We start from the raw sequence: 13,015 nt of genomic DNA, 5'->3' as shown, positions 1-13,015 counted from the left end.
GCTTACAGGGGTCAGGCAGCGTTCTGCAGCACCTGCGGCTGGAACAGCAGGGCCTGCATGCCATCCGGGCAAACCTTTACGGCGCTGCCGTCGGGAATTTCCGCCCAGGTATCCGCCTCGTCGTTGAGTGGCTCGGAAACGAGACAGTAGCCCGTTTTGCCGCCTTTGCCCTCCCCCATCGGGGCCGCATAGAGCGTCGGAGGCTTATGATCCGTCGCGTAACGGATGGCATAGAGTTCACGGCCATTGGAAAAGGCCGCGGTGAAGCGCACCAGCGCCTCGCCGGATTTTTCGCGCGACAGGCTTTCCACCGTAGCGATCGCCTTTTCCATGGCACCGATAGGGTTGCCGTCCAGGCCGAACTCCAGCGCCAGCAGGAAGAGCAGTTCGGAATCCGTCGTGCCGGTGCGTGCATGGAAAAGCTCGTCGCCGAGCATCGATTCCATGTGCCGGCGGATGGCGTCGAAACCGGAAATCTGGCCGTTGTGCATGAAGGACCAATGACCGTGCACGAAGGGGTGGCAGTTGTCGCGCCGCGTACCGCCATGGGTCGCCGCCCGCACATGGGCCAGGAAGAGCGGCGAGCGGATCTGCCGCGCGAGGCTCTTCAGGTTGCAGTCGGACCAGGCCGGCAGAATGTCACGATAGCGCCCGGGCTCGGGGCGGTCGCCGTACCAGGCGATACCGAAACCGTCGCCGTTCGTCGCCGTCTTGGCGCGGGTGGCGCAATGGGATTGCTCGATCAGAGAATGAGCCGGCGAGGAAACAAGCTCTTCGAGGTAAAGCGGTTCGCCGCGATAGGCTGCCCAACGGCACATGGGTCTTTGCTGCTCCAACGCTGGCCGCCCGTCCGCGGCTCGAATATCCGGAATTTCAGGGTCTCGACAAATGCTTAACGAAACATAAAACCGGGACTCTCGTGACAGATTTTTGGCAAACGAAATATCAATTTTTGCGACATGCCGTTGTGTTTCGCGCTTGCCGAAGCCGCGTCGAGACCTAAATGGACCCGAATGCCGCGTCAGGAAATGCCGAGCCCGACCGCCATCCGTGGCGGAAACCCGGGCAATCCGATCCTTGAAAAGCTCGTGCTCGAACCGGAGCGATGGGCGCTGTTTCTGGATATCGACGGTACGCTGATCGATCTTGCCGATACGCCCGACAAAATCGTGGTTCCGCCCGGCCTGCCGCGAGACCTGCATCACCTCTTCCGCAGGCTCGGCGGTGCACTCGCCCTCGTCACCGGGCGGGCATTGCCTTATGCCGACCGGCTTTTCGAGCCTTATAAATTCCCGATCGCCGGGCTGCACGGGTCCGAGCGCCGCGATCCGTCCGGCGCAATCAGCCGCATCGAGGTCGGCGGCGAGTTCGAAACGCTGAAAGCCGCACTTCGCCGCGAGGCGATGCAATGGCCCGGCGTTCTGGTGGAAGACAAGGGCGCGGCAGTCGCGGTGCACTATCGCCAGGTGCCCGAATGCCGCGAGGCAATCGCGGCGATGATGGAGCGCTATCTCGCTATGGCGGGACCGGATTTCGCGCTGCAGCACGGCAAGATGGTGGAGGAAATCCGTCCGGCACAGGCGAGCAAGGGTCATGCACTGAAGGCCTTTCTCGATCAGCCGCCGTTCGAAGGCCGCCGGCCCATTGCCATCGGCGACGACGTGACCGACGAGGCGATGTTTCGAGTCGCCAACGAGTTCGGCGGCCATTCGATCCGCATCGCCGAGACCCCCGCCGCGACCGAGGCGACAGCTACCCTTCCATCGGCCGGCGCACTTCGCGTGATCATCGCGGCGGCTGCCGAGGCCGCGTTCCAGCCTGGCCGAAAGGAAACACCTTGAGCCGTCTTGTGGTCATTTCAAACCGCGTAACCCTGCCCCAGAAAAGCGGCGAGGCGCCCGCCGGCGGACTTGCCGTGGCATTGCAGGCAGCGCTCGAAGAGCATGGCGGCATCTGGATGGGCTGGTCCGGCAAATCCAGCGGCGTGAAGGAGCCCGCGCCGCTCGACATAAAGACGCATGGAAACATCACCTATGCGCTGACCGATCTCACCAAGAAGGACGTGGAAGAGTATTATCACGGTTTTGCCAACCGGGTACTTTGGCCCATCTGCCACTATCGCCTGGACCTTGCCGAATACGGTCGCAAGGAGATGGCCGGTTACTTCCGCGTCAACCGCTTCTTCGCCCATCGGCTCGCGCCGCTGCTGAAGGAGGACGACATCATCTGGATACATGATTATCATCTGATCCCGCTTGCGGCGGAACTGCGTCAGATGGGACTTACCAACAAGATCGGCTTCTTCCTGCATATTCCATGGCCGCCTGCGGACGTATTGTTCACGATGCCCGTCCACGAGGAGATCATGCGGGGGCTGTCCCATTACGACCTCGTCGGTTTCCAGACGGATCACGACCTCGATAATTTCGGCGGCGGCCTGGTACGGGAAGGGATCGGCGAGCGGCTGAGCGAAGGCAAGTTCACCTCCTATGGCCGCACCTTCAAGGGCGGCAGGTATTCGATCAGCATCGAAACCGCCGCCTTTGCGGAATATGCCAGGAAGGCGGCCAGCAACGTGATGGTGCGCAAGGCCAAGCAGAGCGTCGAGGGCCGCGATCTGATCATCGGCGTGGACCGTCTGGATTATTCCAAAGGAATCACTCAGCGCATCGATGCTTTCGAGAAATTCGTCACTCTCAACCCGGGCTTCCAAAACAAGGTGACCTATCTGCAGATCACGCCGAAATCCCGTTCGGAAGTACCTGAATACGAACAGATGCAACGCACCGTGGCCGAACAGGCCGGCCGGGTGAACGGCGCGATCGGCACGGTCGACTGGGTGCCGATCCGTTACATCAATCGCTCGATCGGGCGGCCCGTGCTTGCCGGCCTCTATCGACTGGCGCGGATCGGGCTGGTGACGCCGCTGCGCGACGGCATGAACCTCGTCGCCAAGGAATATGTCGCCGCCCAGGATCCGGAAAATCCCGGCGTGCTGGTGCTGTCGCGCTTTGCGGGAGCGGCCCGCGAGCTGACCGGCGCACTCCTCGTCAACCCCTACGACATCGAGGGGACAGCGCATGCGATCGCCCGCGGCCTCACCATGTCGCTCGAAGAGCGCAAGCAGCGCTGGGAGAAGATGATGGAGCATCTCCTGAAGAATGACATCAACCGCTGGTGCAGGGATTTCCTGCAGGATCTTACATCGGCATGACCCAAAGGCACCGCGACAGCACATGTGCGCACCGAGTATCGGCAGGTGATCACTTCTCGATGATCTGCGGTCGTTAAGATCTGGGACGCTGGCGGGTGCGGTCCGGCTTGAGGTCGAGAAGCGGCGTGCCGTAAAGTGGAGAGCGGCTCAAGCACCGCCAACCGGCAAAAGGGGTGTCAGCCTGGAGGCGCGCCGCATCCGCATCGCCGCGGCCAGCGATACCTCGGTCAAGCGGCCTGCCTGATCTCGCCCAGCGCCTCTTGAAGGGTCACATGGCCGAGGAACTGGCCGGTGGTTTTTGCCTCCGCCTCATGCTCGATTGCCCAGGCGAAACGCATCGCCGCGTCCCCTTGCAGCCGATCGTAGAGTGCGCTCACCGCCGGGAACTGCCGACGATCGACGGCTTGGTGGAAATCGTTCCAGCGGGCAATGCCTGCGAAATAGGCGTCCGCCAAGCTCTTCTCCTCTCCGACCAGCCAATCGCGGCCGCCGAGCAGGGTTTCGAGCTGAGCATGCGCCTTTTCCACTTTGGCGATGCCATAAGCACGGATCACTTCCTTTGCCGATGCCTCCAACTCGTGCTCCACCACATGCCAGAGCGGGCTGAAAGCGTTGAAGAAGCTGGTGTTGAGGAAGGCGAGCATCTGGTTCAGCCGATCGAACTTTTCCGACTTCGGCTCGAAACCCCAGCCTTTGGCAACCGTGCGGGCGGCAATGTGGTTGAGGATCGCCATGCTTTCGCTCAGCACATGGCCATTCGGCAGCATCAGCGACGGGGTTTCGTGCACTGGGTTGATCGGGCCATACGCATTGCTCGATACCGTACCGGGCATGTCGATGCGGCAGAGGCGGTAGGGAGCGCCCGTCCATTCGAGCGCGACGATCGAGCCGAAGGAGCATCCTTCCGGCACGCCATAAAACAGAATCGGTGTCATCGCATCATTCCTCTCTTTGATTTTGCGGATGACGTGAATATGATTTCATGGACGATGCGGCACCAGATGCCACTATTGCACCTCAAAGTTCACAAATCTGGAGGATGTATGGCCGCGCCACTGAACCTCAACGACCTGCATTTCTTCGTCCAGGCGGTAGAGCATGGCGGATTCTCCGCCGCCGGCCGCCGGCTTGGAGTACCCAAATCCACTGTCAGTAAGCGGGTGGCCGAACTCGAGAACCGCCTCGGGGTGCGGCTCATCCAGCGCACCTCGCGCAGTTTCTCGCTGACCGATCTCGGCCGGGATTTCTTCCGGCACGCACAGGCTTCGGTGATCGAGGCGGAGATGGCGGAGGCCATCGTGCGTACGCATCTCGGCGAACCGAGCGGCATCGTGCGAATGACGGCTGCGGTGCCGACCGCGCAGTTCATCATCGCCGATCACCTGGCCGAACTATCCCGACGTTTTCCGAAGTTGATGCTCTCGCTGCACGTGAGCGACCGCTTCGTCGACATCGTGCAGGAGGGTTTCGATATCGCCGTGCGCAGCCACCAAGCATCGCTGCCGGATTCCAGCCTCCTGCAACGCAAACTTGCCACGCATCCCTTCTTCCTGGTGGCTTCGCCGGACTACGTCGAGGCGCATGACGTGCCGCAGCGGCCTGAAGAGATCGGCGGTTATCCCGCCATCACCGCCGGGCTGAACGACACGACCTGGCGAATGGTCTCGACCGAGGGCGAGGAAGTTTCCGTAACGCCTAAGCCTGTCACTGCCGCGGACGAACCCATGGTGATGATGAAGGCCGCGCTCGCAGGTCTCGGCCTCACGTGCCTGCCGACCTCCGTCTGCCGCGGCGCCCTGGAAGATGGCAGGCTCGTCCGTCTGCTGCCCGAATGGACCGTCGGCAGCATCACCACCACGATCCTGATGCCGCACCGCCGCGGTCAGCTTCCAGCCGTGCGGGCAGTGGTGGATTTCCTCAGCGAGAAGATCGGGGTCGAAGCGTGTTAGAGCGTTTCCTGGTTATATTGAAGCATTCTGTTGGCTCAAACGGAGTCGGATGGTCGACCGGCCGGCGCGCGTCGTAGCCAGGCTCTACGGCCAAGCCGGCCGGTCGATCAGGCGGCCCGTTTCAGCCAACCCGAGGGCCGGGCATCTTTCCGTCAGGGCGGAGGCGATCGGCTCGGACGTACCACGAGGTATGCCTCTCGCCAATCGCCTCCGCCCTGACGAAAACCTGCTCCGGCAGAATGCTTCAATATAACCAGGAAACGCTCTAAAGGTTGGCGAAGAGCCCGTTCTTCAGTGCCTCGATCCTTTCCTCGTTGCGGCGATAGAAGATCCACTGCTTGATTCGTCTGGCGTGCACGAGTTCCGCCTGGACGAGAATGCGCATATGTTCGCTGAGCGTTGCCGGCGAGACTCCGAGCTTTTCGGCGATCAACACGGCACAGACGCCGTCCTCCACCAGATCGCCATCGACCTGCGGCATAAAATGCTCGCGTGGGCACTTCAGCCAATCCAGAATGACGAGCCGGCGATCGTTGGCGAAGGCTTTCAGAATATCGGAATCTTGCATTTCGTTAATTTGCCAAGTAACGAACTAAAGTCAATATTCCAAGAGGTCATCATGTCGATCGAAGTCACGCAGGAACGCATAGCCGAAGCCGAAAAGCTCATCCGCCCCTTCATCCGCCGCACGCCGGTCATGCGCATCGATCTGAAGGATTTCGGGGGCAAGGCCATGCCGGCCGATCTGAAGCTCGAGCTCCTGCAGCATTCCGGCTCGTTCAAGGTGCGCGGCGCCTTTACCAGCCTCCTGACCCGTGAAGTTCCGTCGGCCGGCGTCGTCGCCGCCTCGGGCGGCAATCACGGCGCGGCGGTGGCCTATGCTGCGCGGGAACGGGGCGTGCCGGCGCATATCTTCGTGCCGAGCGTCGCCTCACAGGCCAAGATCGACCTGATCCGCTCCTATGGCGCCGAACTGGTGGTGGGCGGCGACCGTTATGCGGATGCGCTGGCTGCGAGCGAAACCTATGTGGAGACAAGCGGCGCACTGCCGATCCATGCCTATGACCAGGCGGAAACGCTGACCGGCCAGGGGACACTCGGCAAGGAGATCGAGGAAGACCTGCCACATATGACCACGCTGCTGGTCGCGGTCGGCGGTGGCGGGCTGATTGGCGGCATTGCGTCGTGGCTGCGCGGGCGGGTGAAGATCGTCGCCGTCGAATCCGACGGTGCGCCGACGCTTCACGAAGCCTTCAAGGCCGGCAAGCCGGTGGATGCGCCGGCCGGTGGCATCGCGGCGGATTCGCTGGCGCCGAAACAGGTGGGGCAGTTGATGTTCCCCGTGGCGCAGCGGTTCGTCGAGCCGCCGGTGCTGGTCACGGATGAAGATATCCTCCATGCCCAGAAAGCGCTGTGGGCCGGCGCACGGCTCGTTGCAGAACCGGGCGGAGCGGCAGCCTTCGCGGCGCTGCTTTCCGGGAAATATGTGCCGGGGCCGGACGAGAAGGTTTGCGTGCTGGTCTGCGGTTCCAACACAACGGCCGTCAAGTTCGGCTAAAAACACCGGCAATCCTCATTCCGGCGGAAGGGGCACATTCGGCCAGTCGGCCGTGACCTCTGCCTGAACCGGCCGGTCGAGATAGGTGGAAAGCGCGATATAGCTCTTCGTGCCGCGCACTCCGGGCACGGAATGGATCTGGCCCAGCAGGAATTCCAGCGCCTGCGGGCTTTCCATCCTCACCTTGAGGATCATGCTCGCATCGCCAGCGACGGAATGCATTTCCTCGACTTCCGGAAAGCGGGCGATCTGCATCAATCGCTCGCTCTTGCCCCAGCCAGCAGCCTCGACATGCACGAAAGCGATCAGCGGCTTGCCGACCGCGGTGCCATCCAGCCGTGCCACCACGTCGCGGATCACACCGGAGCGTTTCAGCCGTTTCACCCGCTCATGTACCGCCGGCGGCGAAAGGCCGACCTTTTCGCCGAGCGCGGCATAACTCCGGTCCGCATCGGCAGCGAGCGCGGCTAATATTCTTCGGTCGAAGGAATCGAGTACGGCCGGCTCCCGCCGCTTCGGCCGAATGTCTTCTATATTTTCCATTTTTCCGAATCTTCCGCTTCTCTCCTGAATAATCTTCGGCAAGATTGCGCCAGTGCCAGATAAAATCCATGAGAAATAGATGTACCTCATCGTCAGAAACCCCGCGGACGACATTTATGCCGCCACGCCCGATTATGTGCATGCCATGGAAGTGCGCCACCCGCAGCGCTTTCTCTTCGTCAGCGGCACGATGGGGCTCGACAAGACAGGGGTCCCGGGTACCGACCTCGATGCGCAGCTCGCCCTTATCTGGTCGAACCTGGAACGCATTCTCGCCGAAGCGGAAATGACCACGAGCAATATCGTGAGACTGACCAGCTATCTGCGTGACGCCTCTTATGTGGAGGCGAACCAGAACGCGCGGCTGGCGGCGCTTGGAAGCCGCCGCATACCGACCACCGCCATTGTCGTCGCAACGCTGAGCGACGACTGGCTGGTTGAGATCGAGATCATCGCCGCAGCGTGACGCGCGAAATCACGCCGCCTTAGCGACATGATATTCCTTGATCGCCACCATCTTGATCGTCGGATACCGCTCCGCTTCATAACGCAGGGAAAATGCGTCCTGCGCCAGGAAGACGGGATCGCCGTCGAGATCGCGGGCAATGTCGCCGCGTTTGACCGTCAGGAATTTTTCGAGGTCGGTGGGATTGTCCGACGAGACCCAGCGGCAGACGGAGAAACGCGACATTTCAAAGGAAACCGGCAGGCCGTATTCCGCCGATAGCCGCTCCTTCAAGACGTCAAGCTGCAGTGCGCCGACGACGCCGACTATGGCCGGCGAGCCGTCTTCCGGCGAAAAGAGCTGCACGACGCCCTCTTCCGCCATCTGCTGCAGGGCCTCCTTGAGCTTTTTCGCCTTCATGGCATCTTCCAGCCGGACGCGGCGAAGGATTTCAGGCGAGAAGTTCGGGACGCCCTGGAAGACCAGCGGCTCGCCCTCGGTCAGCGTGTCGCCGATGCGCAGCGTGCCGTGGTTCGGGATGCCGACCACATCGCCGGCATAGGCTGTGTCCGCCAACTGGCGCTGCGAGGCGAAGAAGAATTGCGGCGCCGTCAATCCCAGTTGCTTGCCCGTGCGCGACAGCCGCGCCTTCATGCCGCGCTCCAACTTGCCGGAGCAGATGCGGGCAAAGGCGATGCGGTCGCGATGGTTCGGGTCCATGTTCGCCTGGATCTTGAAGACGAAGGCGGTCATCCTGTCTTCGGCGGCATGCACCTTGCGGATGTCGGCCACCTGATCACGCGGCGGCGGCGCGAAGTCACCGAGCGCATCGATAAGATCGCGGACGCCGAAATTCCTGAGCGCCGAGCCGAAGAAGACCGGCGTCATATGGCCTTCAAGGAAGGCCTGCCTGTCGAAGGGCCTGCAGGCCTCGATCGCCAATTCCGTCTCTTCGACGAAGGCGTCGCGCTCGTTTTCCGGCAGGCGGTCGGCGACGGATTGCGGGCCGTTGACCTTGGTCGGCGTCACCTCGGTATCCGAGCCGCGCACCGTATTTTCGGCAAGATGATAAGAGCCGCAGAAGGTCTTCGAGCGGCCGATCGGCCAGGTGACCGGGGCGCAGTCGAGCGCCAGCTTTTCTTCGACCTCATCCAGAATCTCGAAGGGATCGCGGCTTTCGCGGTCCATCTTGTTGACGAATGTGATGATCGGGATATCGCGCATGCGGCAGACTTCGAAAAGCTTCAGCGTGCGCGGCTCGATACCCTTTGCCGCGTCGATCACCATCACCGCTGCGTCCACCGCTGTCAGCGTGCGATAGGTGTCGTCGGCGAAGTCCTCGTGGCCGGGCGTATCGAGAATGTTGAAGACGTTGCCGTCATATTCGAAGGTCATGACCGAGGTGACGACCGAGATGCCGCGCTCGCGCTCGATCTTCATCCAGTCGGAACGGGTCTGGATGCGATCCTTCTTGGCCTTCACTTCGCCGGCAAGCTGGATGGCGCCGCCGAACAGCAGCAGCTTTTCGGTGAGCGTCGTCTTGCCGGCATCCGGATGGGCAATAATTGCGAATGTGCGACGGCGGGATACCGCCTCGGCAATGGTCTCGGGCATTTTTTAAATCCTGTGAATTGCGGGCGTATCTAGCGATTAAAGCCCGTCAATGCAATTGACCTGCAGGCCTTGGCGGCAAAGTAATGCCCTATGAACATCCACACCCCATCCTCGCCCAAGCTCAATCTCGTCCGCCTGCCGCATGGCGCGGGCCTCGACCTGCCGTCCTATGAAACCGCCGGCGCCGCCGGCATGGACGTCCGGGCTGCCGTTGCGGAAGAGGCGCCGCTGACGATCGCGCCGGGCAAGCGGGCGCTGGTGCCGACCGGTTTTATCTTCGAAATCCCGGAAGGCTTCGAAATGCAGGTACGCCCGCGCTCCGGTCTTGCTTTCAAGCACGGCATTACCTGCCTCAACACGCCCGGCACGATCGACAGCGATTATCGCGGCGAGGTGAAGGTGCTGCTGATCAATCTCGGCGACGAGGATTTCGTGATCACCCGAGGCCTGCGGATCGCCCAGCTCGTCGTGGCGCCGGTAACGCAAGCGCGGGTCGCGGAGATTTCGGAGACGAGCGCCACCGCGCGCGGTGCGGGCGGCTTCGGTTCGACCGGCGTCTGAGGCGACGCCGGCATTTCAAAACGGCACGAGAAACTATCTTTCGCGACGGGTGGTCTCGAACAGGAACCAGTGTCTGCGTTCGGCTTCGTCGATCCAGTTTTCGAGGAGACTGGCGGTCGCGACGTCGTTGTGCTCGTCGCAGAGATCATGGGTTTCCCTGAGAAGCCCGATCAGCCGCTTGTTGTCATCCCGAAGCTCCGCCAGCATATCGTCCGGCGTGACGAAATCGGCATCGTTGTCGGAAAGGCGCTGCAGGCGGGAAGCATGACCGACCGAGCGCAGCGTGGTGCCGCCGATCTTGCGGGCGCGCTCGGCAATCTCGTCCGTCATCGCGAAGATCTGCTCGGCCTGCTCGTCGAGAAGCAGATGATAATCCCGGAAATGCGGACCGGACATATGCCAATGGAAATTCTTGGTCTTGAGATAAAGGGCAAACACATCGGCAAGCAGCGTCGTCAGCGCGGCGGCAATATCCTTCACAGCATTCGAGCCGAGATCGGACGGCGTGGAAAGCGCTGCATGCTTACGGTTCTTAGCGGTACTGTCGTCGGACATGGATCCAATCCCCTTGAAAGATCGAGTGCGAGTTCATCGGGAACCTCGCGACCACGTGATTTAAAGTGCCGCCGTCCGCGGCAATTTCAATGGGAACATTTTCCGAATTGCGAGGACCTTCTGTCGCAGTCAACAATGAGCAAACCATTCCTAATCCTCTTTTCCAAGCGCATGTTTTTCTCCGGGAACGGCTTATCCCGGATCAAAGCCGGCTGGCTTCCTGGCCCCTTTGTACCTATGTTCTCAGACAGCTCAGTGACCGACCAGGGAGAAAGCACATGTCCAAGAAGCCGGGCCGCGGCCGGATCTACTCCTCCATCACCGAAACGATCGGCGATACGCCGATCGTGCGGCTCGACAAGCTGGCGAAGGAGAAGGGCGTCAAGGCCAACCTGCTCGCCAAGCTCGAGTTCTTCAATCCGATCGCCTCGGTGAAGGACCGTATCGGCGTCGCCATGATCGAGAGCCTGGAGGCCGAGGGCAAGATCACGCCCGGCAAGACGACGCTCATCGAGCCGACCTCTGGGAATACGGGCATCGCGCTCGCCTTCGCCGCTGCCGCCAAGGGCTACAAGCTCATCCTTACCATGCCGGAGACCATGTCGGTCGAGCGTCGCAAGATGCTGGCGCTGCTCGGCGCCGAACTGGTGCTGACCGAAGGCCCCAAAGGCATGAAGGGTGCAATTGCGAAAGCGGAGGAACTGGCTGCTTCGCTGCCCGATGCGATCATTCCCCAGCAGTTCGAAAACCCGGCTAACCCGGAAATCCACCGCAAGACGACGGCCGAAGAAATCTGGAACGATACGGAGGGCAAGGTGGACATCTTCGTCTCCGGCATCGGCACGGGCGGCACGATCACCGGTGCCGGCCAGATGCTGAAAGGCCGCAATCCGAACCTCAAGGTGATCGCCGTCGAGCCGGAGGAATCCCCCGTACTGTCCGGCGGCCAGCCTGGCCCGCACAAGATCCAGGGCATCGGCGCCGGCTTTGCGCCGAGGATCCTCGACACGCACATCTATGACGAGATCGTCACCGTCAACAGCACCGAGGCAATGGAGATGGCCCGTCTTGTCGCCAAGCTCGAAGGCGTGCCCGTCGGCATTTCCTCGGGTGCCGCATTGACCGCAGCCATCGAAGTCGGCCGCCGCGAGGAAAACGCCGGCAAGAACCTTGTGGTCGTCATTCCTTCCTTTGCCGAACGTTATCTTTCGACGGCGCTGTTCGAAGGGCTGGGGAATTAGTGGGTAGTGGGTAGTGGGTAGTGGGTAGTGGGTAGTGGGTAGTATCGGCGGGTACCGGCCATCGGCAACCGCAAAACACCATCCCCAACAACTCATTCACCACCCACCCTATTCACGCCACCGCGGTCGCCAGCCGTTCGCCGGCGATGCGATAGGAGATCGCCTCGGCAAGATGGATACGGCCGACCGTCGCCTTGCCCTCCAGGTCGGCGAGCGTGCGGGCAACCTTCAATACGCGGTGATAACCTCGGGCGGAGAACTTCAGCTTCTCCGCCGCATCGCGCAGCAATTGCAGCCCGCTCGGCTCCGGTTCGGCGAATGTCTCGATCAGCTAGGTCGAGCAGCGCGCATTGGTGAGCGTGCCCGAGGCACCGGCCCGTTCGAAACGTTCCCTCTGCAGCTCGCGGGCGCCGGCGACCCGTTTTGCCACGTCGGCGCTTTTTTCCGCCGGCGCCGGGCGGATGAGATCGACGGCCGAGACAGCAGGTACGTCGATGCGAATGTCGATACGGTCCATCAGTGGGCCGGAAATGCGAGCCTGATAGTCGGCTGCGCAGCGCGGACTGCGGGCGCAGCTATGGCCCGGCTCGCCGGCCATGCCGCAGCGGCAGGGGTTCATGGCGGCGACGAGCTGGATGCTGGCGGGATAGGAAACGCGATGATTGGCCCGGGCGATGATGCATTCTCCGCTTTCCAGCGGCTGGCGGAGCGCGTCGAGCACCTGGGGCGAGAATTCCGGAAACTCATCAAGGAAGAGCACACCATGATGAGCAAGCGAGGCTTCACCCGGCCTGGCGCGCAGGCCGCCGCCCACCAGCGCCGCCATGGTGGCGGAATGATGCGGCGCGCGATAGGGCCGTCGATCGGAAAGCTTGCCGCCGGAAAGCTGCCCGGCGATCGAATGGATCATCGAGACTTCCAGAAGTTCGGCGGCCGAAAGCGGCGGCAGGATGAACGGCAGGCGTGCCGCGAGCATGGACTTTCCCGAGCCGGGCGGGCCGACCATCAGCAAAATAGGTCCGCCTCAGGTCACTCTCGTGATTTTCTGCCAACCGACCTAAAAACGGCAATGAGGATCGATACCTGTCTTGGGTTTCACTCGGGATCGCGCTTCACTTCCTCCCGTTGCCGCGACGAAAATTCAAAGCAACACTTCGCCCACATAGATGGTGAAAACCTATTGACGGTTGCGCCGTGCTCGCCCTCTATCTAGCAGGCTGTTGAAAAAGCCACTGGCATTGACTGCTTCGAAATGATTCACTGCGTCCGAGGGGCTTTGGGGATTATGGAATGCGTGGCGGCGATGTTCGGACGGGGGAACTCTTCAGCTATGTC

General features: G+C 61.8%; 13 protein-coding genes and 1 pseudogene. 7 read left to right on the top strand and 7 right to left on the bottom strand.

The genetic code is table 11. The features are described 5' to 3' along the window. Window positions 1–11: 11 nt before the first annotated feature. Window positions 12–818 (bottom strand): class II glutamine amidotransferase, encoded by an 807-nt coding sequence (locus tag DMO26_RS26385; RefSeq protein ID WP_117195314.1) that lies wholly within the window; start codon window positions 816–818, stop codon window positions 12–14. Between the two features lie 195 nt (window positions 819–1,013). Here DMO26_RS26385 and otsB point away from each other — a divergent pair, with 195 nt between their 5' ends. Then, the gene (otsB, locus tag DMO26_RS26380) at window positions 1,014–1,841 is read left to right on the top strand and encodes a trehalose-phosphatase (RefSeq protein WP_226951429.1); all 828 of its coding nucleotides are present in this window, start codon (window positions 1,014–1,016) and stop codon (window positions 1,839–1,841) included. Continuing rightward, window positions 1,838–3,214, top strand: a complete 1,377-nt coding sequence (gene otsA, locus DMO26_RS26375) for an alpha,alpha-trehalose-phosphate synthase (UDP-forming) (RefSeq protein WP_117195313.1) — start codon at window positions 1,838–1,840, stop codon at window positions 3,212–3,214. The genes otsB and otsA overlap by 4 nt, the downstream gene beginning before the upstream one ends. A gap of 227 nt (window positions 3,215–3,441) precedes the next feature. Here the strand turns inward: otsA and DMO26_RS26370 are convergent, their stop codons facing one another. Beyond that, window positions 3,442–4,149: a glutathione S-transferase family protein gene (locus DMO26_RS26370; RefSeq protein WP_117195312.1), complete on the bottom strand. Its 708-nt coding sequence runs from the start codon at window positions 4,147–4,149 to the stop codon at window positions 3,442–3,444. A gap of 108 nt (window positions 4,150–4,257) precedes the next feature. Between DMO26_RS26370 and DMO26_RS26365 the strand changes: the two genes are divergently transcribed. Further along, on the top strand, window positions 4,258–5,163 hold the full coding sequence (locus DMO26_RS26365) for a LysR substrate-binding domain-containing protein (protein ID WP_117195311.1): 906 nt from the start codon (window positions 4,258–4,260) through the stop codon (window positions 5,161–5,163). Between the two features lie 265 nt (window positions 5,164–5,428). Here DMO26_RS26365 and DMO26_RS26355 read toward each other — a convergent pair whose 3' ends face one another. Continuing rightward, window positions 5,429–5,731: an ArsR/SmtB family transcription factor gene (locus DMO26_RS26355; protein ID WP_117195310.1), complete on the bottom strand. Its 303-nt coding sequence runs from the start codon at window positions 5,729–5,731 to the stop codon at window positions 5,429–5,431. Window positions 5,732–5,782: 51 nt separating this feature from the next. Here DMO26_RS26355 and DMO26_RS26350 point away from each other — a divergent pair, with 51 nt between their 5' ends. After that, complete coding sequence (locus tag DMO26_RS26350; protein WP_117195309.1) at window positions 5,783–6,721, top strand: threonine/serine dehydratase; 939 nt, start codon at window positions 5,783–5,785, stop codon at window positions 6,719–6,721. A gap of 15 nt (window positions 6,722–6,736) precedes the next feature. On the opposite strand, the gene DMO26_RS26345 is transcribed toward DMO26_RS26350, so the two are convergent. After that, window positions 6,737–7,264 carry an Lrp/AsnC family transcriptional regulator gene (locus DMO26_RS26345; RefSeq protein ID WP_117195308.1) on the bottom strand — a complete coding sequence of 176 codons (528 nt, stop codon included), beginning with the start codon at window positions 7,262–7,264 and terminating at the stop codon, window positions 6,737–6,739. A gap of 79 nt (window positions 7,265–7,343) precedes the next feature. Between DMO26_RS26345 and DMO26_RS26340 the strand changes: the two genes are divergently transcribed. Beyond that, on the top strand, window positions 7,344–7,730 hold the full coding sequence (locus tag DMO26_RS26340; RefSeq protein ID WP_117195307.1) for a RidA family protein: 387 nt from the start codon (window positions 7,344–7,346) through the stop codon (window positions 7,728–7,730). Between the two features lie 9 nt (window positions 7,731–7,739). Here DMO26_RS26340 and DMO26_RS26335 read toward each other — a convergent pair whose 3' ends face one another. Beyond that, entirely contained in the window at window positions 7,740–9,323 is a 1,584-nt protein-coding gene (locus DMO26_RS26335) for a peptide chain release factor 3 (protein ID WP_117195306.1), read from the bottom strand. Window positions 9,324–9,413: 90 nt separating this feature from the next. Here DMO26_RS26335 and dut point away from each other — a divergent pair, with 90 nt between their 5' ends. Next, window positions 9,414–9,884, top strand: coding sequence for a dUTP diphosphatase (dut, locus tag DMO26_RS26330; protein ID WP_117195305.1), 471 nt, complete (start codon window positions 9,414–9,416; stop codon window positions 9,882–9,884). A gap of 33 nt (window positions 9,885–9,917) precedes the next feature. Here dut and DMO26_RS26325 read toward each other — a convergent pair whose 3' ends face one another. Continuing rightward, window positions 9,918–10,439: a Dps family protein gene (locus DMO26_RS26325; RefSeq protein WP_117195304.1), complete on the bottom strand. Its 522-nt coding sequence runs from the start codon at window positions 10,437–10,439 to the stop codon at window positions 9,918–9,920. A 278-nt stretch (window positions 10,440–10,717) separates the two neighbouring features. Here DMO26_RS26325 and cysK point away from each other — a divergent pair, with 278 nt between their 5' ends. Continuing rightward, on the top strand, window positions 10,718–11,680 hold the full coding sequence (gene cysK / locus DMO26_RS26320; protein WP_117195303.1) for a cysteine synthase A: 963 nt from the start codon (window positions 10,718–10,720) through the stop codon (window positions 11,678–11,680). A gap of 112 nt (window positions 11,681–11,792) precedes the next feature. Here cysK and DMO26_RS26315 read toward each other — a convergent pair. Then, window positions 11,793–12,704: pseudogene (locus DMO26_RS26315) on the bottom strand (YifB family Mg chelatase-like AAA ATPase); the annotation flags it as partial. Between the last annotated feature and the right edge of the window lie 311 nt (window positions 12,705–13,015).

Origin of the sequence: Rhizobium terrae (genome assembly GCF_003425685.1) — a bacterium.
Classification (GTDB): Bacteria; Pseudomonadota; Alphaproteobacteria; order Rhizobiales; family Rhizobiaceae; genus Neorhizobium; species Neorhizobium terrae.
The sequence above is the reverse complement of the archived record's forward strand: the minus strand, read 5'-3'. Positions and strand labels throughout refer to the sequence as shown.